The sequence below is a fragment of the Streptomyces tendae genome (assembly GCF_014650435.1).
Classification (GTDB): domain Bacteria; phylum Actinomycetota; class Actinomycetes; order Streptomycetales; family Streptomycetaceae; genus Streptomyces; species Streptomyces tendae.
The window spans coordinates 31,538-54,330 of the sequence record NZ_BMUY01000009.1 but is presented as its reverse complement, the minus strand read 5'-3'; the positions used below and the strand labels follow the sequence as shown (position 1 = coordinate 54,330).

21 protein-coding genes and 2 pseudogenes are annotated in these 22,793 nt (G+C 73.1%); 7 read left to right on the top strand and 16 right to left on the bottom strand.

Features of this window, described 5'->3' with window-relative positions; all coding sequences use genetic code 11:
* Positions 1 to 117: 117 nt before the first annotated feature.
* The 6 genes and pseudogenes from IE258_RS23465 to IE258_RS23440 form a co-directional block, all read right to left on the bottom strand.
* Positions 118 to 1,398, bottom strand: coding sequence for an NtaA/DmoA family FMN-dependent monooxygenase (locus IE258_RS23465; protein WP_189747000.1), 1,281 nt, complete (start codon positions 1,396 to 1,398; stop codon positions 118 to 120).
* A 71-nt stretch (positions 1,399 to 1,469) separates the two neighbouring features.
* Complete coding sequence (locus IE258_RS23460; RefSeq protein ID WP_189746502.1) at positions 1,470 to 2,549, bottom strand: LLM class flavin-dependent oxidoreductase; 1,080 nt, start codon at positions 2,547 to 2,549, stop codon at positions 1,470 to 1,472.
* Positions 2,550 to 2,613: 64 nt separating this feature from the next.
* Positions 2,614 to 2,715, bottom strand: a pseudogene (locus tag IE258_RS23455) (ectoine/hydroxyectoine ABC transporter ATP-binding protein EhuA); the annotation flags it as partial.
* 95 nt (positions 2,716 to 2,810) lie between these two features.
* On the bottom strand, positions 2,811 to 4,613 hold the full coding sequence (locus IE258_RS23450) for an FAD/NAD(P)-binding protein (protein ID WP_189746501.1): 1,803 nt from the start codon (positions 4,611 to 4,613) through the stop codon (positions 2,811 to 2,813).
* A pseudogene (locus IE258_RS41325) lies at positions 4,610 to 4,774 on the bottom strand (amino acid ABC transporter permease); the annotation flags it as partial. The pseudogene IE258_RS41325 and the gene IE258_RS23450, both read right to left, overlap by 4 nt.
* Before the next feature lie 741 nt (positions 4,775 to 5,515).
* On the bottom strand, positions 5,516 to 6,712 hold the full coding sequence (locus tag IE258_RS23440; protein ID WP_189746497.1) for a DUF5685 family protein: 1,197 nt from the start codon (positions 6,710 to 6,712) through the stop codon (positions 5,516 to 5,518).
* Positions 6,713 to 7,001: 289 nt separating this feature from the next.
* Here IE258_RS23440 and IE258_RS23435 point away from each other — a divergent pair, with 289 nt between their 5' ends.
* Complete coding sequence (locus IE258_RS23435) at positions 7,002 to 7,442, top strand: cell division protein SepF (protein WP_007447969.1); 441 nt, start codon at positions 7,002 to 7,004, stop codon at positions 7,440 to 7,442.
* 42 nt (positions 7,443 to 7,484) lie between these two features.
* Here the strand turns inward: IE258_RS23435 and IE258_RS23430 are convergent, their stop codons facing one another.
* Positions 7,485 to 8,678 carry an acyl-CoA dehydrogenase family protein gene (locus tag IE258_RS23430; protein WP_189746495.1) on the bottom strand — a complete coding sequence of 398 codons (1,194 nt, stop codon included), beginning with the start codon at positions 8,676 to 8,678 and terminating at the stop codon, positions 7,485 to 7,487.
* 250 nt (positions 8,679 to 8,928) lie between these two features.
* A complete protein-coding gene (locus tag IE258_RS23425; protein WP_189746493.1) occupies positions 8,929 to 10,539 on the bottom strand; it encodes an MFS transporter in 1,611 nt (536 codons plus the stop codon).
* Positions 10,540 to 10,800: 261 nt separating this feature from the next.
* Between IE258_RS23425 and IE258_RS23420 the strand changes: the two genes are divergently transcribed.
* Together IE258_RS23420 and IE258_RS23415 are read left to right on the top strand one after the other, a co-directional pair.
* On the top strand, positions 10,801 to 11,982 hold the full coding sequence (locus IE258_RS23420) for a mannosyltransferase family protein (RefSeq protein ID WP_189746491.1): 1,182 nt from the start codon (positions 10,801 to 10,803) through the stop codon (positions 11,980 to 11,982).
* Positions 11,983 to 12,219: 237 nt separating this feature from the next.
* Positions 12,220 to 13,239, top strand: a complete 1,020-nt coding sequence (locus IE258_RS23415) for a phosphatase PAP2 family protein (RefSeq protein ID WP_189746489.1) — start codon at positions 12,220 to 12,222, stop codon at positions 13,237 to 13,239.
* Between the two features lie 30 nt (positions 13,240 to 13,269).
* Here IE258_RS23415 and IE258_RS23410 read toward each other — a convergent pair whose 3' ends face one another.
* Both IE258_RS23410 and IE258_RS23405 read right to left on the bottom strand, forming a co-directional pair.
* Complete coding sequence (locus IE258_RS23410) at positions 13,270 to 13,485, bottom strand: I78 family peptidase inhibitor (RefSeq protein ID WP_189746487.1); 216 nt, start codon at positions 13,483 to 13,485, stop codon at positions 13,270 to 13,272.
* Positions 13,486 to 13,818: 333 nt separating this feature from the next.
* Positions 13,819 to 14,664: a hypothetical protein gene (locus IE258_RS23405; RefSeq protein WP_189746485.1), complete on the bottom strand. Its 846-nt coding sequence runs from the start codon at positions 14,662 to 14,664 to the stop codon at positions 13,819 to 13,821.
* Between the two features lie 409 nt (positions 14,665 to 15,073).
* Between IE258_RS23405 and IE258_RS23400 the strand changes: the two genes are divergently transcribed.
* Both IE258_RS23400 and IE258_RS23395 read left to right on the top strand, forming a co-directional pair.
* A complete protein-coding gene (locus IE258_RS23400) occupies positions 15,074 to 15,871 on the top strand; it encodes a DUF8842 C-terminal domain-containing protein (RefSeq protein WP_189746483.1) in 798 nt (265 codons plus the stop codon).
* Positions 15,872 to 15,944: 73 nt separating this feature from the next.
* Positions 15,945 to 16,238: a hypothetical protein gene (locus tag IE258_RS23395; RefSeq protein WP_127896953.1), complete on the top strand. Its 294-nt coding sequence runs from the start codon at positions 15,945 to 15,947 to the stop codon at positions 16,236 to 16,238.
* Between the two features lie 71 nt (positions 16,239 to 16,309).
* On the opposite strand, the gene der is transcribed toward IE258_RS23395, so the two are convergent.
* The 5 genes from der to aroH all read right to left on the bottom strand — a co-directional run bounded on the left by der (position 16,310) and on the right by aroH (position 20,778).
* Positions 16,310 to 17,788, bottom strand: a complete 1,479-nt coding sequence (gene der / locus IE258_RS23390) for a ribosome biogenesis GTPase Der (protein ID WP_189746480.1) — start codon at positions 17,786 to 17,788, stop codon at positions 16,310 to 16,312.
* Positions 17,789 to 17,862: 74 nt separating this feature from the next.
* Positions 17,863 to 18,525 carry a lysophospholipid acyltransferase family protein gene (locus IE258_RS23385; protein WP_127896382.1) on the bottom strand — a complete coding sequence of 221 codons (663 nt, stop codon included), beginning with the start codon at positions 18,523 to 18,525 and terminating at the stop codon, positions 17,863 to 17,865.
* Positions 18,522 to 19,217 carry a (d)CMP kinase gene (gene cmk, locus IE258_RS23380; RefSeq protein ID WP_189746478.1) on the bottom strand — a complete coding sequence of 232 codons (696 nt, stop codon included), beginning with the start codon at positions 19,215 to 19,217 and terminating at the stop codon, positions 18,522 to 18,524. Before cmk ends, IE258_RS23385 begins: the two co-directional genes overlap by 4 nt.
* 116 nt (positions 19,218 to 19,333) lie before the next feature.
* A complete protein-coding gene (locus IE258_RS23375; protein WP_189746476.1) occupies positions 19,334 to 20,419 on the bottom strand; it encodes a prephenate dehydrogenase in 1,086 nt (361 codons plus the stop codon).
* Positions 20,416 to 20,778 (bottom strand): chorismate mutase, encoded by a 363-nt coding sequence (gene aroH / locus IE258_RS23370; protein WP_189746474.1) that lies wholly within the window; start codon positions 20,776 to 20,778, stop codon positions 20,416 to 20,418. Before aroH ends, IE258_RS23375 begins: the two co-directional genes overlap by 4 nt.
* A gap of 160 nt (positions 20,779 to 20,938) precedes the next feature.
* Here aroH and IE258_RS23365 point away from each other — a divergent pair, with 160 nt between their 5' ends.
* On the top strand, positions 20,939 to 21,337 hold the full coding sequence (locus tag IE258_RS23365; RefSeq protein WP_189746472.1) for a Rieske (2Fe-2S) protein: 399 nt from the start codon (positions 20,939 to 20,941) through the stop codon (positions 21,335 to 21,337).
* Positions 21,338 to 21,359: 22 nt separating this feature from the next.
* Positions 21,360 to 22,112, top strand: a complete 753-nt coding sequence (locus tag IE258_RS23360) for a nucleotidyltransferase domain-containing protein (protein ID WP_189746470.1) — start codon at positions 21,360 to 21,362, stop codon at positions 22,110 to 22,112.
* Here IE258_RS23360 and IE258_RS23355 read toward each other — a convergent pair.
* Positions 22,038 to 22,790 carry a nucleotidyltransferase domain-containing protein gene (locus IE258_RS23355; protein ID WP_189746468.1) on the bottom strand — a complete coding sequence of 251 codons (753 nt, stop codon included), beginning with the start codon at positions 22,788 to 22,790 and terminating at the stop codon, positions 22,038 to 22,040. The genes IE258_RS23360 and IE258_RS23355 overlap by 75 nt on opposite strands.
* Between the last annotated feature and the right edge of the window lie 3 nt (positions 22,791 to 22,793).

The following is a 22,793-nucleotide window of genomic DNA, read 5'->3' as shown; positions in this document are numbered from 1 at the left end:
CGCAAGGCCGCAGGAAGTGGTCGGCGCGGACGGTCCGCAGCAAGGGCCCGGAGATGTCCGGAAGTTGCCCGTCCGGATGCCCCGCCGCCCGCGTCGCCGGGCGCCCTCCGCCCCGGCTCAAGCGTTCCGCACCGGGTCGGCCAGGCCGAGGTGGGAGCGCAGGGTGGTGCCCTCGTACCCGGTACGGAACGCGCCGCGCTCCTGCAGCAGCGGGACCACCCGGTCCACGAACTCGTCCAGCCCGCCCGGGGTCAGCTGCGGTACGAGGATGAAGCCGTCGGCGGCGTCCCGGGCCACGAACTGTGCCAGTTCGGCGGCGACCTCCTCGGGCGTGCCCACGAAGGACTGCCGCGCCCCCGCCTCGATCACGGTCTGCCGGATGGACAGCCCGCGCTCCTGTGCCAGGGCCCGCCACTTCTCGGCGGTCGCGACGCTGTCGCCCTGCCGGGTCCGCCCCTGGCTGAGCTGCGGATCGGGCACCGGGTCGACGTCGGGCAGCGGCCCGTCGGGGTCGTACCCGGACAGGTCGACGCCCCAGATCCGCTCCAGCGTGAGCAGCGCGGTCTGCGGGGACACCTGTTGCCGGCGGATCTCCTCGGCCCGCGCGTGCGCGTCGGCGGCGGTGTCCCCGAGGACGACGGTGACGCCGGGCATGATCTTGAGGTCTGCGGGGCTCCTGCCGTACTTCGCCAGGCGGCGCTTCACGTCGGCGTAGAAGGCACGCCCCGCCTCCAGCGTGCCGTGGCGGGTGAAGATCACGTCGGCCGAGGAGGCCGCGAACTCCCGGCCCTCGTCGGAGTCGCCCGCCTGGATCACCACCGGGTGCCCCTGCGGGGAGCGGGGCAGCGTGAACTCCCCCGCGATGTCGAAGTGCCGCCCGTGGTGGGCGAAGGGACGGGGGGTGCCGTCCGGGGTCCAGGAGTCCCACAGCTTCCGTGCCGTCGCCACGAACTCGGCGGCCCGGGTGTACCTCTCGGCCCGGTCCAGGTAGCCGCCGCGCCGGAAGTTCTCGCCGGTGAAGGCGTCGGAGGAGGTCACCACGTTCCAAGCTGCCCGGCCGCCGCTGAGGTGGTCCAGGGTGGCGAACCGGCGGGCGAGTTCGTAGGGCTCGTTGAAGGTGGCGTTGACCGTGGCCGCGAGTCCGAGGCGTCCGGTGACGGCGGCGAGCGCGTTCAGCACGGTCAGGGACTCGGGGCGGCCGACCACGTCCAGGTCGTGGATGCGGCCCTTGTGCTCGCGCAGGCGCAGCCCCTCGGCGAGGAAGAAGAAGTCGAACAGGCCGCGTTCGGCGGTGCGCGCGAGGTGCTCGAAGGAGGCGAAGTCGATCTGCGAGCCCGAGCGCGGATCGGCCCAGACGGTGGTGTTGTTGACGCCCGGGAAGTGGGCGGCGAGATGCATCGGCTTCGGCCGCGTCGGACGCTGGGTCGGACGGGGCTGGGTCGGACGGGGCTGCATCGGCTTCGGTGCGGTCATGACGCTCCCTGCGCGACGGCGTACTGGTTGGCGGGCCGGGCCAGGCCCAGGTGGTCCCGGAGCGTGCTGCCCGGGTAGAAGGTGCGGAACAGGCCCCGGTGCTGGAGCAGCGACACGGTGCCGTTGACGAGGCGTTCCAGGTCGCGGAGCGGCTCGACCGGCGTGAGGTGGAAGCCGTCGACGGTGCCGTCCCGGTGCCAGGAGACGATCAGTTCGGCGAGGTCCACGGGACCGCCTCGGTACTGCGGGCCGCGTGGCGTGGTGCGCGGGCCGCCCCCGCCGTGGCCGGGTTCGGCCGCGTACTCGCCGTCGCCGAGGTCGACGTCCAGGGCGGCGAGGACCCGCAGGTCGTCCGGGTCGCGGCCGTGCGCCGCGGCGGACGCCCGCAGTTCGGCCCGCGCGGCGGCGGCCCGGGCGGGGAGCGCGGTGCGCACCAGCGCCACGTCCGCGTACCGGGCCGCGACCGCCCGTGCGGCCCGGTCGGTGGCGTCGACCACGCGCACGGGGTGCCCCTGCGGGGGCCGCGGCACGATCGACGGGCCCTTGACGGAGAAGGCGGAGCCGGTGAAGTCGACGTGGTGGAGCTTGTCCCGGTCGACGAAGCGGCCGGTGGCCACGTCCCGGATCTCGGCGTCGTCCTCCCAGCTGTCCCACAGCCGCGCCGCCACGTCGGCGACCTCGCCGGCCTCCTGCCAGAGCGCGTCGACGGGGGCGGCGTGGCGGCGGCCGAAGAGGCGGGCCTCGCCCTCGGTGGTGGACACCTCGATCCGCCAGCCCGCCCGGCCGCGGCTCACCCAGTCCAGGGTCGCCACGGCCGCCTGGACATGGAAGGGCTCGGTGTGGGTGGTGGTGACGGTGGGGACCAGGCCGACGCGCCGGGTGGCGGGCGCCACCCGGGACAGGACGGAGAGCGCGTCGGGACCGGGGCGGGCGAGGCTGTCGCCCAGGGTCACGAAGTCGAGCGCGCCGCGTTCGGCGAGCCGGGCGGCCGCCACGAAGGCGTCGGCGTCGTACACCGACCGCCGGTCCAGGGCGGTCGCCAGGTGCAGCCGCCGGGTGCCGTGGGAGGAGGTCATGCGGGGTCGTCCCTTTCTGTCCGCGTCAACGGCCCTGTCGTCCCGGTCTGCGCCAATGGCTGCGTCATGACGGGACCTTGGAGAGGAAGGCCCGGGTGCGCTCGTGCCGCGGGCGGTCCACCACGTCGCCGGGCGGGCCCTGTTCGACGATGCGTCCGTCGTCCATACGGTGAGGTCGATGCCCCTTGAGCACCCCCAGCGGGCCGAAGCTCTTGTGCACGGATCTGATGTCGACCATGACGTCCGTGTCGTCGGTGATGCTCATCGCGCGGACTCCTCCAGCAGGGGGTGCGGCGTCGCGGGCGGCTCGGGCGCCCGCAGGAAGGTCAGTACGGCCCGCGCGGTGGCGTCGTTCTGCCGGAAGGCCACGCCGCCGGTACGGGGCCGGGTGAACGCGCCCGAGCCGCGCCCGTCGGTGTGCGGGCCGAGCGCGAACCGCCGCGGATGGGGCCGCCCGGCCCGGTCCAGCACACGTCCGTCGGTGCGGTCCACGGCCAGCAACCCGTCCGGTGTCGCGGCGGCGCCGTCGGCGTGCAGCGCGCGCAGCAGCGGATCCCGGGCGCGTTCCACGGTGGGGTGCGGCAGCCGCGCCTCGACCAGCGCCCGCGCCTCGACGACGGCACCCGGCACGGAGGCGCCGGTCGCCCGGAAGACCCCGTCCCCGGTGGTGACCTTCGTCCCGGCGCCCAGGAAGCGCACGACGCCGGCCCGGGACAGGGCGAGCAGTTGCCGCAGCCGGGGTCCGGGTGGTCCGGAGGCGAGGAGGCTGAAGAAGCCGTGCCACCAGCCGCCGACGTCGCCGAGCCGGACGAGTTGCCCGTACACGGAGAGCAGGGCGAGGAAGACCGCCAGGTCAGGACTGTGCGCCGGATCGTGCCTGCGCCGCAGGTCGGCCTCGACGTAGCGGCGCAGGCCCTCCTGGAGCTGCGCGTGCGAGCCGTACCGCACGGTGTCGAGGGGGCGGTCCAGGGCGGCGAGGTCGAGCCGGTCGGCGGGGTCGGGCACCGCGACGGCGACGAGGGCGGCCCGCTCGTGCGCAGCGGCAGCCGCGTACCGCGCCTCGAAGCCGGCCCAGTCGCCGCGCACTCGTTGCGGATGGGCCGTGAACAGGCGGTGGTAGTGGGCGAAGCCCAGTTCCTTCCCGACCAGCGGCCACACGTCGCGCCGGAAGTCGATGCCGTCCGGCCGGGCGAGCAGCGCCGCCGTCTCGTCGGGCCCGAAGAACCTCGGCAGCGGCGGCCGCTCCCCGGTCCAGTCGTAGCCGATCTTCGAGTGGTACGGCACTCCGCGCCGCGAGCCGACGTACAGCACCGGCTCCCGTCCGGAGGGGACGTAGGTGTCCCCGTCGTACCGCCCTCCCCTGCCTTCGGTGAGCAGCACCATCAGGTCGACGAAGGCCAGCCCGAGACCGCGGACGAGGACCGGCTCCCTGGGGCGCAGCGCGGACAGGTCGCTGTCGGCCGTGAAGGCCGGCGGCAGGTGGACCAGCCCGTGCGCACGGGCGTAGGCCGACAGCTCCCGTTGCTCGTCGTCGGGTTCGGCGTCGAGGTGGCCGAGGGTGAGGACGACCAGGTCGGCGGGGAGCGGGGTGTCGCGACCGTCGAGCCACACCCGCTGACGCTCCCGGCGCGAGCCCTCCACCCGCAGCGCACGGCGCGCGTGGTGGTACACGACGGTGTTGGGCGGCAGCCCCGCCACGGCACGCTGGTACACCCAGCGCAGGTAGCCGCCCTGGGTCCGACGGTCGGCGAAGGTACGGCCGTCCACCGCCGCCCACTCGTGCAGGGTGGGTCCGGGCCGTACGGGACCGGCCATCTCGACCGTGTCGTCGGTGAACATGGTGACGTCCTCGGCGTGCGAGTTCATCCACAGCAGCGGCGACTGCCGGGTGCGCCAGATGCGTCCGGCGCCCGGTGGGTGCGGGTCCACGAGGTGGATGTCGAGGCCGCGGCCGTCGTACAGCTCGGGCGCGTTGGCGGCGATGCGCTCCAGGAGGCCGGTGCCGCGGGGGCCGGCGCCGACGACGACCAACGAGGCCCGGGGAGCCTGCGCGCGGCGGCTCATCGGGTGCGCTCCGTGCCGCGGGCGCGGTGCTTCTCGACGTAGTACTGGCCGATGCCGAGCTGTACGGCGATGACGCTGACGATGGAGGTGCCCTTGAGGGTGCCGATCAGCGTGTTCCCGGCCGGCGGCACGATGGCGCGCATGGCCTGCGGGAGGACGATCCACAGAGCGCCGATGAGGAGGACGAGGACGACGATGACGGCCGCCCACTGACCGGGGCGGCGTTGCGGGACGATCCGCGGGAGGTCCGCCTGGCCCGGGGTGCCGGGTATGGCGGCGGAGTTGGCGAGGGTGTGGGAGGACATGCGAAGGCTCCGTGACATCGAGTCAGTCGGACACGGTGGTGCCTTCACACGGCCGAGCCCCTCAGCATGGCCGTCCGCCGAGAGTACGGGGGTGTTTCCGCCCGCTGTCAAGGCTGTCCACACTCTGAGCCGCGCATCTCAAGTCGTTGACGCGGAACCGGATGCCTGTTCCACTTGGCCCATGCATCCACAGCAGTGGCTGGTCACGCGCTCCCACATCGACTTCGGTCGAGTGTGGTCCTGTTCCTGTTGAGCCGACCCCGCTGCCTGCCCTGATCACCCCGGACCGCCCGATCACCCCTGACCGGGCGATCCGCTGATCCGGTCGGGGCCTCCTCGGGTCCGACCCGTCGTCGGCCCGCCTTCACACGCGCACGCCCCCTCCCCTCGCGCCGCCCCATGCCTTCGCTCTCAGGAGACCACTGATGACGATGCGTACGCCCACGCGTGCCCGAACTGATCGCCGACTGGACGTGCGCCCGCATCCTGAAAAAGTGGGGCACGACGGAGTCGGCGACAGCGAAGTCCGAGATCTCACCGCCGGAGCCGACGGACTGACGGGCTGACGGACTGACGGGCTGACGGGCTGACGGAGCCTCAGCAGCTGCACCCGCAGTCGCAGCCGTCGCAGCCGCAGTCGCACCCGTCGTCGCCGCAGCAGTTGCTGCAGCAGTCACAGCAGTCGCAGCAGTTGCCGCAGTCGCACTGGGAGCAGAGCCCTTCCCTGCGCTGCCCGCTCCACGGGTCCTCGAACGTGCCGCAGCACATCTGGCACGTACAGGCCAGCCCGAGCCACAGGGCGCAGCCGGCGAGCAGGCCGCGCCGGTCGCGGCGGGGCGGCTCCGGGGGCGTCGGCCCACCGGGACCGCCCGGGGCGCCCGGGGTGCCGGGCGCGCCGGGAGGGGCGTACGGATGGCTGCCGTGGGCGCACGAGACCGTGCCGAACGCGCGGTCCACGGAGGCACCCAGCTCGTGCACGAGCAGCCGGTGCACCAGCCGGCCGTCGGTGAACTCGGCCTCCCTGAGGGCCAGCCGCACCCCGTGCACGGCGTCGTCGGCGAGCCGCCGGGCCTCGGTGAGCGGCGTCCCGGTGGCGGTGAGCGGGTTCCAGGCGCCGGCGGCGGCGTCGGCCTCCCGGTCCTCCACGGCGTCCAGGAGATGGGCGAGCCTGCCGAAGAGCCGTCCGGCCTCGGCGAGCGGCACGGCGTTGTGCGGTCGCCCGGCGAGGTGCGCGGTGTGCGCGAAGGCGGCGGCGGTCGCGGTCTCGGTCGGTTCGGTGACGGTGAGCAGGGGCGTTCCGGGCCCGGCGAGCGCCTCGATGCCGCCCTGCCGGTCCACGGCGTCGACCAGTACGGCGGTGTCGAAGCCGACGGCACTGCCGCCGCGCGCTCCGGCCGCGTCCCAGCCGGTGGCGATCCGACGGGCGGCGAGCGCGACGGGACGCCGGGCCAGCAGGCCGTCCCCGTCGGCGACGTGGTCACGCACCTTGGCCGAGGCCAGTACCAGGGAGACGGCCGCCGCGAGCCGGGCCCCCTCGCCGTGCGCGACGGACGCGGTGCGCATCCCGCGCAGCGGGCAGGGCCCGGCGGTGCGCCGCCCGGCGCCTGCGCCACCCCGCTCGGCCTGAGCCTCCGTCAAAACCGATATGAGCAACCCGTCGTAGTTCGTCACGATCCGCGCGAACTGTCCGTGGTCCTTGCGCAGCGCGAGGCACAACCCGCACAAATGAGCCATCCACTGGCTCGTGAGGCTCTCTCCGAGCCGGTGCCTGCACGGCCTGACGATTCCGAACACGACGCTCCCCCGTGGTTGGTACGACGCTGAGCTGCGGCATCGTACCGACCGCCGCCATCACCCGTACGCACCCGCCCTCACCCGTGTGCCGTGAAGAATCATATTTCACTCACAGTCAGCAGCCGTTTGGGAAACGACCCTTGGGACACAAGGACTCTCGACGGATCCGCTGTGCACCAGTACCGTCACAAACCCCCCGCGCGGCGTCTATCCACTTGGCGCGACGTCCGCATCATGGATGACCATAGGGATGCGGAAGCACGAAAGACCGCTGTGAGAGGAGGCGTCCATGGGATCGGTACGCAAGGCGAGTGCGTGGCTCGGCCTCGTCGACGACAACGATGACGAGCGTTACTACGACGACGACTACTCCGAGGGCACCGAGCAGCCCGGGGACGCCTGGGTCACTGACCCGCGGGTCAAGGTGGCCTCGGACGTGGCCGAGGAGAAGGGCCGCCGCATCGCGACGGTCACCCCGGACAGCTTCCGGGACGCACGGGCCATCGGTGAGCTGTTCCGGGACGGGGTCCCGGTCATCGTGAACCTGACGGCCATGGAGGGCACCGACGCCAAGCGCGTGGTCGACTTCGCGGCCGGACTCATCTTCGGCCTGCGCGGTTCGATCGAGCGGGTGTCCACCCGGGTGTTCCTGCTGAGCCCGGCCGACACCCAGGTCATCAGCGGCGAGCCCGCCGCGCACCGTTCCGACGGTTTCTTCAACCAGAGCTGAGGCGGGGCCGCAGACCACGGCCCCGCCCCACCCCCCGGCCGCTTACCGGAAGGCGTCGAGCCCGGTCAGCGCCTTGCCCAGCACCAGCTGGTGCATCTCGACGGTGCCCTCGTAGGTGAGCACCGATTCCAGGTTCGTCGCGTGCCGCATGACGGGGTACTCGAGGGAGATCCCGTTGGCGCCGAGGATCGTGCGGGCCGTACGGCAGATGTCGATGGCCTCGCGGACGTTGTTGAGCTTGCCGAAGCTGACCTGCTCGGGACGCAGGCGGCCGGCGTCCATGCGCCGCCCGAGGTGGTGGGCGAGCAGGATCCCCTTGTGCAGTTCGACCGCCATGTCGGCGAGCTTGGCCTGGGTCAGCTGGAAGCCGCCGATGGGCCGCCCGAACTGCTCCCGCGACTTCGCGTACTCCACGGCCGCCTCGAAGGAGCTGCGGGCCGCGCCCATCGAGCCCCAGACGATGCCGTAACGGGCGTGCGACAAACAGCTGAGCGGCCCGCGCAGCCCGGTCACCTCCGGCAGTACGGCGTCGGCGGGCAGCCGTACGTCGTCGAGCACCAGCTCGCTGGTAACGCTGGCCCGCAGGGACCACTTGTGCTTGATCTCGGGTGCGGAGAATCCGGCGGTGCCGGTCGGCACGACGAACCCGCGGATGCCCTCCTCCGTCTGCGCCCAGACGACGGCCACACCGGCCACCGAGCCGTTGGTGATCCACATCTTGCGCCCGTTGAGCACCCAGTCCCCGCCCGCGTCGCGCTTGGCGTGGGTGCGCATGTTGGCCGGGTCGGACCCGTGGTCGGGCTCGGTCAGCCCGAAGCACCCGATGACCTCACCGGCGGCCATGCGCGGCAGCCAGGTCTGCTTCTGCCCCTCGCTCCCGAAGCGGTGGATGGCGTACATGGCGAGGGAGCCCTGCACGGAGACCAGGGAGCGGATACCGGAGTCGGCCGCCTCCAGCTCCAGACAGGCCAGCCCGTACTGGACGGCGCTCGCCCCGGCGCAGCCGTACCCGTCGAGGGACATCCCGAGCGCGCCGATGGAGCCGAGCTCGCGCGCAAGCTCCCGGATGCCGGGCAGCTCACCCTTCTCGTACCAGTCCGCGACATACGGCAGCACGCGGTCCGCGGCCCAGCTCCGCACGGTGTCCCGGACGGCGAGGTCCTCCGGCTCGAGCAGGTCGTCGATGCCGAGGGGATCGGCGGGGTCGAACGCGGGCAACTTGGGGGACGCGGCCATGGGGACACCCTCCGGGACTCTCAAAACTAGCGCCGCTAGTCACGGCTCTCGCTGCCGACGTTACGATGCGGCGCTCCACACGTCCACCATGCTCCGGCCGGGCGATCCCCCTCCGGCCCACGAGCCGCAGCCGCCAACGGCGGACCGGCCCCACGGGAAACGTCCACCCCGTGGCGACGGCGAACGGGTGGTGCGTGGGTGGGAGACAAACGGCGACGGCCCGCAGCCGCCCACGGCCATCGCCACCCGCTCACACCGAGACGCGGGACTGGGACTCCACGGCCCCCGCCCCCCGAGGCGCCGGCACGGAAACCTCCTCGCACTGCATCACCCGCGGCAACCGCAACGCCATCACCGCCCCCAGCAGCAACAACCCCGCACTCACCACCAACGTCACATGCAGCCCGTGCACGAACGCATCCCCCGCCGCCCGCCGCAGGGCAACCCCCGCAGGCCCCCCGAGCTGCGCAGCAACCTCGTACGCCTCCCCCAGCGAATGCCCCGCCGCCACCGACGCCGACGCCGGCACCCCCGGCACGCCCCCGGTCAGCCCGGGCGCGTACGCCGCGTTCATCACACTGCCGAGCAGGGCGATGCCGATCCCGGCGCCCAGCTGGTACGAGGTCTCCCCGATCGCCGCCGCACCCCCCGACTGCTCCTGCGGCGCCTCGCTCAGCATCGATTCGTACGCCCCGAACAGCGTCGTCTCCAGACCGAAGCCGAGCAGCACGAACCCGGTCAGCAGCAGCGCGCAGTTGTCGGCCCGGCCCATCGCCGTCAGCAGCACCACCGCGAAGGCCGTCAGGCAGAACCCCGCGCACACCATCCGCCGCGGCCCGAAGCGCCGCAGCAGCCGCGCACCCGCGAGCCCCGCCGCCATCGCCGCGAAGGTCAGCGGCAGCAGCCGCAGCCCGGTCTCCAGCGGGGAAAGACCGAGCACCAGCTGCAGGTACTGCGCGGCGATCAGCTCGAGCCCCACCAGCGCCAGCATGGCCAGCACGATGCACCCCACCGACGTACTGAACGCCGGCCGCCGGAACATCGCGAGGTCCACCAGCGGATACGTACGCCGCCGCTGCCGCCGTACGAAGCCCGCCAGCAGCGCCGCGCCCAGCACCAGCGGCAGCACGGTGAGCAGGCTCGCCACCGGCTCCCCGCCGCCCAGCCGCTTCACACCCAGGACGACCCCGAACAGGCCGCCCGCCGCCATCAGCGCGCCGACCACGTCCCAGGGCCCGCGTCCGTCGCCCTTCGACTCGGGCAGCAGCAGCTGCCCCACCGGCAGGCTGACCAGCATCAGCGGGATGTTGACGAGGAAGACCGAGCCCCACCAGAAGTGCTCGAGGAGGAAGCCGCCGAGCAGCGGACCGACCGCCGCGCCGACCGCGGCCACGGCGCTCCAGATGCCGATGGCCAGCGCCCGCTCCCGCCGGTCGGGGAAAACCTGCCGCAGGATCGACAGCGTCGCCGGCATGATCATGGCGCCGCCGACGCCGAGCAGCGCGCGGGCCGCGATCAGCACCTGGGCGGTGTCGGCGAGGGCCGCGAGCGCGGAGGCGACGCCGAAGAGGGCGTAGCCGAGCAGCAGGACCCGTCTGCGGCCCACCCGGTCGCCCAGCGTGCCGAAGAGGATCAGCAGCGAGGCGCAGACGAGCGGATAGACGTCGACGATCCAGAGCAGTTCGATGGCGCCGGGCCTGAGGTCCTCGGTGACGGCGGGGACCGCCACGTGCAGCACGGTCGCGTCGACGGCGACGAGCAGCAGGCTGACGCAGAGGACGACCAGGACCACCCAGCGGTTGGCACCGGCCCCGGCCGCCCGACGGCGCGGCGCAGCGGCAGCCGTGGTCGTCCCGGACATGTACGTACCTCCAAGATGTTCCCTCGCGTCCGGCGGGCCGCGGGGTGGGGACTCCCCGGCGGCTCGGCCGGAGAGGAGCGGGGGGAGCTCCGGGCCGTGCAACGGAACGCGAGTGACTCGCCAGAGTACGCGAGACCCGCCCCCGCACACGTGGCGGGCCTCACACATTCCGCGTCACCCGTGTGGCATGCGCCACTGCGGCCACCGTCCCGCCCGCCCCGGCGCGACGACGGCCCTCCCGTCCGGCAGATAATCGAGCCCGTGACCGATCTTGAAACGCGCACCGCGGGCCGCCCGAGCGCCTCGGGTCCGTCCGGCGCCCTGCGCCGGGCCGCCCCGGCGCTCGTCGGCTACGCGGCCGTGCGCGCCCTGGGCCTGCTCGCCCTGGCCCTGTGGAGCGCGGCGCGCGACAAGAGCGCGTACACGCTGCTGACCGCCCGCTGGGACTCCCTCTGGTACACCCGGGTCGCCGAGCTGGGGTACGGCTACGAGGTGCGGCTCCCCAACGGGGACGTGCACTCCAACCTGGCGTTCTTCCCGCTGCTGCCCTGGCTGGAGCGGCTGGGCGCGGCCGTCTCCCCGCTCTCGTACGCGGACGCGGGCTTCGTCGTGAGCCTCCTGGCCTCGCTCGCCGCGGCCTGGGGGATCTTCGCGGTGGCGGACCACGTGTACGGCCCCCGAGCGGGCGTGTGCGCGGCGCTGCTGTGGGCCGTGCTGCCGGTCGGGATCGTGCAGTCGATGGCGTACAGCGAGTCGCTGTTCACGGCGCTGGCCGCCTGGTCGCTGTACGCGGTGCTGACCGGCCGCTGGGTGACGGCCGGGACCCTGGCCTCGCTGGCCGGGCTGACCCGCCCGGTCGGGCTCGCGGTGACGGCGGCGGTGTGGGTGGCCGTGATCACGGCCATCGTGCGGAGCAGGAGCGGCGGTGACCCGGAGGGCGCCCCCGGCGCGCGGCACGTGCTCGGCATGCTGCTCGCGCCCCTGGGCGCCGCCGGTTACGTCCTGTGGGTCGGCCACCGTACCGGCAAGGGCCCGCTCGGCTATCTCGATGTGCAGGCCGGCTGGCGCAACGGCTTCGACGGGGGCGCGGCCTTCGCCCGCTTCGTCGCCGGGAAGTTCACCTCGTTCCCGGGGGCCCTGGCGGGCGTCGGACTGGTGATCGGGGTAGCGCTGCTGGTCTGGCTGTACGTGGTGTGCGTACGGCAGCGCCAGCCGCTGCCGCTGCTGGTCTACGCGGGGCTCGTCACCGTGCTCGCCCTGTGCGCGTCGAGCTACTTCGGCTCCAAGCCCCGGCTGCTGCTGCCCGCGTTCCCGCTGCTGTTCCCCCTGGCCCTGGGCCTGGCCCGGCTGCGCACCACCAGGGCGACGGTGGTCGTGTGCGCCGTCGCGGCGGCGTCGGCGGTCTACGGGGCCTTCTGGCTGAACGGCTCGGGCCCGCCCTGACCCGCGGGGACGCCCGATGACCGCCGGGACAATTCCGGGCCAGGATTCGGTGAACGAATTCATAAGCACGATAAAACCGTCGGCCGGGCAGATCAAAGGAATTGAAGTCCGCGCTCGGACCGCATTGCGGATTACCAGGAAACAATGCGCCGCCTGAGAGGAATCCCACATCACATCGTCATCACAAAGCCGTTGATTCGGCCGGGATCACTCCTCACTCGCTGTAACGTCGATTGGGTGCGTACCGAACGGAAGCCCACCCGTCTGGACCGGGTGTTCGCGAGACTGGACCGGGAGCCGGAACGACCGGAGCTCCTGGACGTGCCGGAGATGTCCCGGCACAGGTTCGCGCTGTTCGCCGGGACCCTCGCGTTCTACCTCGCGATCGTGTGGGCCGTAGTGATCACCTCGTGGCTGGTACGGCTCGACTGGCAGGTCATGTTCTTCAGGCCCTACCAGCAGTGGCCGGAGATCCACGCCTTCGTCGACTACTACGTGGTGCTCGGCCAGCGCGGTCCCACCGCGGTGATGGTCGCGGCCTGGCTCGGCTGGCGCTCCTGGCGGCAGCACACCCTGCGTCCGCTGCTGGCGCTCGGCGTCTCCCTGCTCCTGCTGAACGTCACGGTCGGCGCCGCCAAGTACGGCATGGGCCGGCTGGGACCGCACTACGCGACCACGATCGGCGCCAACGAGATGTGGCTCGGCGGCGATATATTTCCGAGCGGTCACACCGCGAACGCCGTCGTGACCTGGGGCATCCTCGCCTACCTGGCCTCGACGCACCGGGCCCGGCGCTGGCTGTCCGCGCTGTCCGCGGTCACCTCGCTCGGGGTGGGCATGTCCACCGTCTACCTCGGTACGCACTGGCTCAGCGACGTGCTCCTCGGCTGGGCGGCGGGGCTGCTGATCCTGCTGGCGCTCCCCTGGTTCGAGCCGCTGATCACCCGTGCGGAGGCAGGGATCCTCGGGCTGCGCGACCGCTGGTTCGCCCGCCTCGGCCGCAGGCGGACGACGAGGCGGCCGGTCGGCCGGCCCGTGCCCGTCGCCCCGGCGGCCTCCGGCCGGCCGGAGGCTCCGGCCCGCGAGCCGGTCTCCACGCCGCGCACCGCCCGGGCCCCGGTGTACCTGGCTCCGGGCCCGCACACGGCCCGCTCGGACCGTACGCCGGTGACCCCGGCCGGCAGCCGCCGGCCGCCGCACGCCGACCGCCACCCGCGCAACACGGCCTCGACCGCCCGCCCCCTGTCCGGCGGCTGAGCGCGCCCGTTGCGCCGTCCTGGGCCCGCGCTAGCCCTTCCAGGCCCGGGAGACGCGGCCGTCCTTCACCTCGAAATTGAGGCGGCCCACGCGGTACTCCATGGTGATGACCGTGCCGGGTGCCAGGGACCGCACCGTCGACCAGCCCCGCTCCCGCGCCAGCCGCTCGGCCGCGTCGGCATCGAGGCCGACGTAGGTGTCCGGACTGTCGTGGGGCTCGGCGGGGGGTGTCGGAATCGGTGCCATGCCGCCACGCTATGCCCTGCTCCGGGACCGGGGAAGCCCGAGTCGGTAACACGGGTCACAGATGCACCTACGGTCACATTTCTGTCACAGGATCATGATGGGCGTTTTACTGGAACCCGTTCACACGGACGGACGGATTCGCACACGTTCCGCGGGCGGCCGAGGTGAATTCCCGCGCGTTGCGGTACCCCGTCGAATACGCGGACGGAAAAGACGTTCGGGGCGGCCCGGCGGCGTCCCGCATTTCGCATCCGAACACTCCCGAACGGACTTGCGTGTGCCCCCGCGGAACGGCCCCGGATCACTTACACGAATCGAACATCGGACATGCGGTCAGGCTTCCAGCGGGGCGACGGCGAGCGACAGGTCGTTGTCCCGGGTGTAGTACGGCCCGGCCTCCACGGGGCCGTGGGGCGTCCGCACCCGCGCGCGGGGAAACGTGAGGACCGGGTTCTTGTCGGCCACGTCGTCCAGCAGCCGCGCGAGGCGGACCACCGGACCGGCGTCACCGGCGGGCCGCAGCCACAGGTCCCACAGGCCCGGTGCCAGGCCGTCGTAGGGCACGGTGAAGGCGAACTTCGTCCGCTCGGCGGCGACCTCCACCCGGAGCACACCGGCCCCGCCCCGGCCGCCGCGCTCCCCGTCGCCGGGCCGGGCGCGCAGCTCGGCGTCCGCCCCGGGCACCAGCTGGGTGCCGTAGACACGCCCTCGTACGGTCAGACCGCCGCTCGCCAGGCGCAGCTCCACCGCCTCCGCGTGCGGGGCGCGCAGCCAGCTGCGGACGGTGAGGTTGCCCTGCCGGGTGGCGTACGGGATGCGGACGGCGACGTGGCCGAGCAGCCCGCTGGGGGTGCGCTCGGCGAGGGAGCGCAGGTCGGTGACGCCGGGCACCAGGCGTCGCGGCCGGCCGTCGGAGAGGCGGGCGTAGGCGTCCCAGCGTCCCTCGGGCAGGGACACGCTGCTGGGCAGCGCGGCGCGCAGGCGGCCTTCCGCCGCCGGGGCCAGCGGCAGGCTGACCGTGTCCGCGGCGGCGTCGACGGCGTCGGTGACACGGCGGCGCAGGATGAGCAGGGCCGCCCCGGTGTTTCTGCGCGCGGCGACGTCGAAGGTCAGACCGCCCGCGGAGTCGCCGATGCAGTCGGCGCGCAGCGGGGCGGCCGGTGGGGCCGGCGGCGTCATTGCGGTGCGGTTCCTCCGATGGGCGTCTCGTCGTCCGGTTAGACCCGGAACCCCGCCTTCTGGTTGTCCGTGTCCGATTGCGATGTGGTCACGACGGGGACGAGCGCCTCCTGACGACTGTTTCCAGTCACCCAGTTCATTCACTGATTTCATGATTTGTCGACTCCCGGGCACACCGTCCTATCCGGTCGCCCGACCCAACACGCCTTCGGCGCGGCCCACTTGAGCTTGGAGCGACGATCTCGGCGCTCGGACGCTCGGGCGCCTCGCATGGTTCGATTCCGTTGGCCATGGGGCGTGACTCCCGCCACTGATCCCCCGTTGTCCTTGCATGAGCCGGGGACCCGCCCGGACCACGGCCCGGGAGCCACCCGGTCCGGCCACGCACCGCATCCCGAGGGAGCCACCCGTGCCGCGCATGCTCGACGTCAGCGACGACGTACGCGCCGAGATCGGCGACGAAGAAGCCGACCGCCTGCTGGCCGGGGAGTCCGCCCCGGGCAGCTACGACTGCACGTCCTGCCGCACCCCGGGCGACTGCGAGCAGGAGCGCACCAGCACCGTCCTCTTCATCGGGGACGAGACCGCCGTGCTCGCCTTCGCCCACGCGGGCTGCCTGCCCTCGCAGGTCGTCAAGGTCACCGAGGAGCAGCTCCAGGGCGCGGTGCGGTCCATCAACGCCGACCAGGCCCGTTCCGAGCCCGCGCCCGCCGCCCCGGAGAAGGCCGCGCCCGAGCAGGCCGTCCTCGGGGTGACCAGCGGACTGATCCTGATCGCCGGGGAGCTGCACCCGGCCCTCGTGGTGGAGCCGACCGCGCCCATCGCCCGGCCCGGCACGGCCGGTGCCGGCGACGACTTCCTGCCGCTGCTGATCGAGCAGGGCTTCATGCCGGTCACCGAGCTGGCCTCCACGCCGGCCGTGCTGCACGGCTGGTCGGTCCTGCTGGCGATGGGCCAGCTGCACGCGGTGCTCCAGCCGGGGACGCACGGCGGCAGGCCGGTGGCCTGGTGGCAGGCGCACCAGCCGCTCCAGGTCACCGAGGGCTGGCGCACGGCGGCCAACAAGCACCAGCAGGTGCTGATGTTCGCGGCGCCCGTCGGGTCGATCGGCCGGCAGCCGCGCGAGGACCTGCTGCGGGACGCGCTGGACAAGGCGGCGGCGAACGGACAGCTGGTCGCGGCGGCGCTGCCGCTGGCGGGAACCTGAGCCGGATCCCGCGGCTGCCGGACGGCCGCCGCCTGGGCCGCATCCCTTCCCGCGCGGTGTCGTTTGGACATACGTGTACGCATACGACGCCTTCCACCGCCACGGCGGCCCCTCGGCCACTCCGATCTACGACGCGCTCTACGCCGAGTACGTCAGGTCCTTCCGATCGCTGCCGGGCGATCGCAGCGGTGAGGAGGAGCTGGGATTCACGGCCTTCAGGAGCATCCCGCGCGGCAGAGGCGCCTACAGCGCCTACAGCGCGGGGGCCCAGAGCGCCCGTGTCGGCCAGCAGTCGGTGTGGCAGCGCGTCGGCGGCACGCACCACGTCCCGGCGGCGCTGCCACCGGCCCCGCGGTCCGGCAGCTGACCGCCGGAGAACTGCCGTACGACTGAGGGGGAGGGCACCCGGCCGGGTGCCCTCCCCCTCAGTCGTACGTGCTACTTCTTCTTCGCGCCGCGCTTCTCGCGCACCCGCACGGAGATGTGGATCGGCGTCCCCTCGAAGCCGAACTCCTCGCGCAGCCGGCGCTCGATGAAGCGCCGGTAGCCCGCCTCGATGAAGCCGGAGGCGAAGAGCACGAACCGCGGCGGCTTGGTGCCCGCCTGGGTGCCGAAGAGGATCCGCGGCTGCTTGCCGCCCCGCACCGGGTGCGGGTGGGCGGCGACCAGCTCGCCGAGGAAGGCGTTCAGCCTGCCCGTCGGGACCCGGGTCTCCCAGCCCGTCAGGGCGGTCTCGATGGCCGGGACGAGCTTCTCCATGTGCCGACCGGTCTGCGCCGAGACGTTGACCCGCGGCGCCCACGCCACCTGGCCCAGCTCCGTCTCGATCTCCCGCTCCAGGTAGTAGCGGCGCTCCTCGTCGAGGGTGTCCCACTTGTTGTAGGCGACGACGATCGCGCGGCCCGCCTCGACGGCCATGGTGACGATCCGCTGGTCCTGGACCGAGATCGACTCGGAGGCGTCAACGAGGACGACGGCCACCTCCGCCTTCTCGACGGCGGCGGCGGTGCGCAGCGAGGCGTAGTAGTCGGCGCCCTGCTGGAGGTGGACGCGCTTGCGGATGCCCGCCGTGTCGACGAACTTCCAGGTGACGCCGCCCAGTTCGATCAGCTCGTCGACCGGGTCGCGGGTGGTGCCGGCCAGTTCGTTGACGACGACGCGCTCCTCGCCGGCGACCTTGTTCAGCAGCGAGGACTTGCCGACGTTGGGGCGGCCGATCAGGGCGATGCGGCGCGGGCCGCCGATGGCGGTGCCGAAGGTCTGCGCCGGAGCCTCGGGCAGGGCCTCCAGGACCCGGTCCAGCATGTCACCGGTGCCGCGGCCGTGCAGCGCGGAGACCGGGTGCGGCTCGCCGAGGCCCAGCGACCACAGGTAGGCGGCGTCGGCCTCGCCGCTCGGGCCGTCGACCTTGTTGGCACACAGCACGACGGGCTTGCCGGCCTTGCGCAGCAACCGGACGACCGCCTCGTCGGTGTCGGTGGCGCCGACCTTGGCGTCCACGACGAAGACGACCGCGTCGGCGGCCTCGATCGCGTACTCGGCCTGGGCGGCCACGGAGGCGTCGATGCCGAGGACGTCCTGCTCCCAGCCGCCGGTGTCGACGACCTTGAAGCGGCGGCCCGCCCACTCGGCCTCGTAGGTGACGCGGTCGCGGGTGACGCCGGGCTTGTCCTCGACGACGGCCTCGCGGCGGCCGATGATGCGGTTCACGAGGGTCGACTTGCCGACATTGGGGCGGCCGACGACGGCGAGGACGGGCAGCGGGCCGTGCCCGGCCTCCTCGATCGCGCCCTCGACCTCCTCGATGTCGAAGCCCTCTTCGGCGGCCAGCTCCATGAACTGCGCGTACTCGGCGTCGCCGAGCGCCCCGTGGTCGTGCTCCGCGCCCGAGCCCTCGGAGTGGATGTGGTCGTTCATGAAGTCCGTACCTCGTTCATCGTGGTGATCGGTGGAACACCCCTGTACCGGGTGATCCACTACTCAAGTGTCACTCAGCGCCCGGTGAGGCGCCTGGCGTTTTCCAGGTGCGCGGTGAGCTGCTTCTGGATGCGCTCGGTGGCCTCGTCCAGCGCCTTGCGGGTGCGCCGCCCGCTGCCGTCGCCCGCCTCGAAGGGATCGCCGAAGACGACGTCCACGCGGGAGCGCAGCGGGGGCAGCGCCTTTATCAACCGTCCGGGACGGTCCGTGCTTCCCAGCACCGCGACCGGCACGATCGGCGCGCCGCTGCGCACCGCGAAGTAGGCGAGCCCGGCGCGCAGCGACGCGAAGTCGCCCTCGCCCCGGGTGCCCTCCGGGAAGATGCCGAGCACGCCGCCGTCCGCCAGCACGCCGAGCGCCTGCCCTATGGCCGCGCGGTCGGCGGAGTGGCGGTCCACCTTCAGCTGGCCGATGCCGGTCAGGAACCGCCCGAGCGGGCCGACGAACGCCTCCTTCTTGATCAGGAAGTGCGTCGGCCGGGGCGCGACGCCCATGACCATCGGGCCGTCGATGTTGTGCGCGTGGTTGACGGCGTAGATCACCGGGCCGGTGGCGGGCACCCGCCAGGCACCGAGCACGCGCGGCTTCCACAGCCCGTACATCAGGCCGACGCCGATGCGCCGGCCGACCTCGGCGCCCTTCTCGGAGGGGACGGGCGCGGCGGAGGATGCGGTCACTTCCCCGCCCGCTTCTCCTCGACGAGGGTGACGACGCACTCGATGACCTGCGCGAGGGTGAGGGCGGTGGTGTCCACCTCGACCGCGTCGCCGGCCTTGGCCAGCGGGGAGGTCTTGCGGCTGGAGTCGGCCGCGTCCCGCTTGATCAGGGCCTCGCGGGTGGCGTTGACGTCGGCGCCCTTCAGCTCGCCGCTGCGGCGAGCCGCGCGGGCCTCGGCCGAGGCGGTGAGGAAGATCTTGAGGTCGGCGTCGGGCAGCACGGTGGTGCCGATGTCGCGGCCCTCGACGACGATGCCGAGCGGCGCGGCGGCGGCGATGGAGCGCTGCAGCTCGGTGATCCGGGCGCGGATCTCCGGTACGGCGCTGACCGCGCTGACCTTGGAGGTGACCTCCTGGGTGCGGATCGGTCCGGCCACGTCCACGCCGTCGACCGTGATGGTCGGACCGGCCGGGTCGGTGCCGGAGACGATCTCGGGCTTGCCGGCCGCGGCGGCGACGGCGTGCGGGTCGTCGGTGTCGATGCCGTTGGTCACCATCCACCAGGTGATCGCCCGGTACTGGGCACCGGTGTCCAGGTAGCTCAGGCCGAGCTGTGCGGCCACGGCCTTCGACGTGCTCGACTTGCCCGTGCCGGAGGGGCCGTCGATGGCGACAATCACGGCCGGGACGGTCGGGGCGGCGCCGTTTTCCACGAGGGGACACCTTCCTGGTGCGGTGCGGTGGGTGGTGTGCGGGACGCGAGCGCGTCCCGCACAAGGTTACCGGGCCGCGGGAACCCCTCCGACAGGCGTCCAGAGGCGGCCCGCGCTCACTGCCTGATCGCCCAGCCCCGCTCCTTGAGGGCCGCCGTGAGGACGGCGGCGGCCTTCGGCTCCACCATCAGCTGCACCAGGCCCGCCTGCTGCCCGGTCGCGTGCTCGATCCGTACGTCCTCGATGTTGACCCCGGCCCGTCCCGCGTCCGCGAAGATGCGGGCCAGCTGGCCGGGCTGGTCGTCGATGAGGACGGCCACCGTCTCGTAGGCCCGCGGGGCCGAGCCGTGCTTGCCGGGGACGCGGACCTGCCCGGCGTTGCCGCGCCGCAGCACCTCGGCGATGCCGGTGCCGCCCTCGCGGCGCTTGTCCTCGTCGGAGGACTGCAGGGCGCGCAGGGCCCGTACCGTCTCCTCCAGGTCGGCGGCGACGTCGGTGAGCAGGTCGGCGACCGGCCCCGGGTTGGCGGAGAGGATGTCGATCCACATCCGGGGGTCGGAGGCGGCGATCCGGGTCACGTCGCGGATGCCCTGCCCGCACAGCCGTACGGCGGCCTCCTCGGCGTGCTCCAGGCGCGCGGCGACCATGCTGGAGACCAGGTGGGGCATGTGGGAGACGAGGGCCACGGCGCGGTCGTGGGCGTCCGCGTCCATCACCACGGGCACCGCGCGACAGTGCGAGACCAGCTCCAGGGCGAGGTTCAGCACCTCGGTGTCGGTGTCCCGGGTCGGGGTCAGCACCCAGGGGCGGCCCTCGAAGAGGTCGGCGGTGGCGGCCAGCGGGCCGGACTTCTCCCGGCCGGACATGGGGTGGGTGCCGATGTACGCCGACAGGTCCAGGCCCCGTGCCTCCAGCTCTCGCCGGGGGCCACCCTTGACGCTGGCCACGTCGATGTAGCCGCGGGCGGCGCCGCGGGCCATGGCGTCGGCGAGCACGTCGGCCACCAGGGCGGGCGGGGCGGCGACGATCGCGAGGTCGATTGGGCCGTCCGGGGCGGCGTCGGTGCCGGCGCCGAGCGCGGCGGCGGTGCGGGCCTGCTCGGGGTCGTGGTCGGCGAGGTGGACGGTGACGCCCCGGTCGGTGAGGGCGAGGGCGGCGGAGGTGCCGATGAGGCCGGTGCCGATGACGAGTGCGGTTCTCACTGGGCGATGTCCTTGCGCAGGGCCGCGGCGGCGCCGAGGTAGACGTGGGCGATGTCGGCGCGGGGCCGGTCGGACTCGATGTGGGCGAGGACACGCACAACGCGCGGCATGGCGCCCTCGATGTCCAGCTCCTGGGCGCAGATCAGCGGCACGTCGGTGATGCCGAGCCCGCGGGCCGCGGCGGCCGGGAAGTCGCTGTGCAGATCGGGGGTGGCGGTGAACCACAGGCTGATCAGGTCGTCGACCGTCAGGCCGTTGCGCTCCATGAGGGTGGTGAGCAGCGCCGCGACCTGCTCGTCCATGTGCCCCGCCTCGTCCCGTTCCAGTTGGACGGCGCCCCGGACCGCTCGTACCGCCACGGCGATGCTCCTTGCTGACGTGCTGCTGCCGATGTTGCTGACGCGTGTATCGGTTCTTGGTCCGTCCAGCCTAGTCAGCCCGCCGTGTACCGGCCCGCGGCGCCCGTCCCCTGAGACGCTGGCCCCGCCGCCTGGATCCCCCCTCCCCCGGAGTTGCGACATGACCCAGACCCCGAGCCGCCGTACGGTCCTCCGCTGCACGGGCGCGGGCGCGGTGGCGCTCTGCACGGGTTGCGGCGGCGGAGGCGACGACGGCTCCTCCGCCTCGCCGGGGCAGGAACTGGCGCGGACGGGCGACATCCCGATCGCCGGCGGCAAGGTCCTGGCCGACGAGAAGATTGTGGTGACCCAGCCGAAGAAGGGCGAGTTCAAGGCGTTCTCGGCGGTCTGCACCCACCAGGGCTGCATCGTGTCGGACGTACGGGACGGCACCATCGACTGCGCCTGCCACGGCAGCAGGTTCGCCGCGGCCGACGGCTCGGTGGTGCGGGGTCCGGCCACGAAGCCGCTGCCGGAGAAGCGGATCACGGTGGAGGGAAATTCGGTCCGCCTGGCGTGAGCCGCCCGCGTACGCTCCCGCCATGCGCCCCGAGACGCCCGATACCCTGGTCCGCGACCACACGATCTACTCCTGTGTCATGGGTTCGCGGGCCTTCGGGCTGGCGACGGAGGACAGCGACACCGACCGCCGCGGCGTCTTCCTCGCTCCGACCGAGCTGTACTGGCGCTTCGAGAAGCCGCCGACGCACGTGGAGGGGCCCGCGGAGGAGCAGTTCAGCTGGGAGCTGGAGCGCTTCTGCGAGCTGGCCCTGCGGGCGAACCCGAACATCCTGGAGTGCCTGCACTCCCCGCTGGTGGAGTCGGTGGACGACACCGGCCGCGAACTCCTCACCCTCCGCGAGGCGTTCCTCTCCCGCCGGGCCTACGAGACCTTCACCCGCTACGCCCACGGCCAGCGCCGCAAGCTCGACGCCGACGTGCGCACCCACGGCGCCCCGCGCTGGAAGCACGCGATGCACCTGCTCAGGCTGCTGACCAGCGCCCGCGACCTGCTGCGCACCGGCGTACTGACGATCGACGTCGGCGACGAGCGGGAGCCGCTGCTCGCCGTGAAGCGCGGCGAGGTGCCCTGGCGGGAAGTGGAGGCGCGCATGAACCGCCTGGTGCGGGAGGGCGAGGAGGCGGCCCGGCACAGCCCGCTCCCGGAGGAGCCGGACCGGCGCCGCGTGGAGGACTTCCTGATCCGCACCCGCCGAGCCTCAGCGCTCCAGCCGGACCCGTACGACGAAGTCGTGCAGGGCGTCGTACCCGGCCGGGGCGTCGGGAAGGGCTGAGGCGGCCTGGGCCTCGTCCAGCACGGCGTGCAGCCGCTCCACGTCGGCCCGCACGCGCGCGTGGTCGACCCCCGCGTCCCCGTGCTCGCGCTCCGCCTTGGCGGCGACCAGCTCGGGCAGGTACCCCGGAGCGGTGTCGATCTCCTCGACGAGGGTGGACAGGTGGGGCTGCACCTCGCCGGTGCGCATCAGGTGGATGCCGGTGAGCAGCACCCGGAAGATGTACAGGAGCGGCTTCAGCTGGCCGGTCTTCTCGAACAGCCGCCACTGGGTGCCCGCGAATCCCCGGTAGTGGTGGGCATGGTGGCGGGTGAGAACACCTGGCGCGAGGGCGGCCAGCTCCCGGTGCGCCTCGGTGGTGTGCACGACCAGCGGGGAGAGCAGCTGCTCCAGTACGTAGCCGTTGCGGCGGAGCATCAGCCGGACGAACTTGCGCAGGTCGTGCGTGACCAGGTCCATCTCGACGCCGTCCCGGTCCCACATCCGCGACCGCGTCTCCTCCGGCTCGCGCAGCCCGACCAGGTCGGCGGCGGGCAGCAGGTGCACGCCGCGCAGGTCGACGTCGGAGTCGCGGGAGGGGAAGCCGTAGAGGTGGGCGCCGGAGACGGTGGCGAACAGCACCGGGAAGGGCTGTTCGGCCACCACCGGGGCCAGGTCGATGTCGAGGGCGTCGATCATGGG

Coding starts and splice junctions, on each gene's coding strand:
- IE258_RS23465 (WP_189747000.1), bottom strand. CDS start 1,398: ATGCATCTCGCCGCCCACTTCCCGGGCGTCAACAACACCACCGTCTGG.
- IE258_RS23460 (WP_189746502.1), bottom strand. CDS start 2,549: ATGACCTCCTCCCACGGCACCCGGCGGCTGCACCTGGCGACCGCCCTG.
- IE258_RS23450 (WP_189746501.1), bottom strand. CDS start 4,613: ATGAGCCGCCGCGCGCAGGCTCCCCGGGCCTCGTTGGTCGTCGTCGGC.
- IE258_RS23435 (WP_007447969.1), top strand. CDS start 7,002: ATGGGATCGGTACGCAAGGCGAGTGCGTGGCTCGGCCTCGTCGACGAC.
- IE258_RS23430 (WP_189746495.1), bottom strand. CDS start 8,678: ATGGCCGCGTCCCCCAAGTTGCCCGCGTTCGACCCCGCCGATCCCCTC.
- IE258_RS23425 (WP_189746493.1), bottom strand. CDS start 10,539: ATGTCCGGGACGACCACGGCTGCCGCTGCGCCGCGCCGTCGGGCGGCC.
- IE258_RS23410 (WP_189746487.1), bottom strand. CDS start 13,485: ATGGCACCGATTCCGACACCCCCCGCCGAGCCCCACGACAGTCCGGAC.
- IE258_RS23405 (WP_189746485.1), bottom strand. CDS start 14,664: ATGACGCCGCCGGCCCCACCGGCCGCCCCGCTGCGCGCCGACTGCATC.
- der (WP_189746480.1), bottom strand. CDS start 17,788: ATGAACGACCACATCCACTCCGAGGGCTCGGGCGCGGAGCACGACCAC.
- IE258_RS23365 (WP_189746472.1), top strand. CDS start 20,939: ATGACCCAGACCCCGAGCCGCCGTACGGTCCTCCGCTGCACGGGCGCG.
- IE258_RS23360 (WP_189746470.1), top strand. CDS start 21,360: ATGCGCCCCGAGACGCCCGATACCCTGGTCCGCGACCACACGATCTAC.
- IE258_RS23355 (WP_189746468.1), bottom strand. CDS start 22,790: ATGATCGACGCCCTCGACATCGACCTGGCCCCGGTGGTGGCCGAACAG.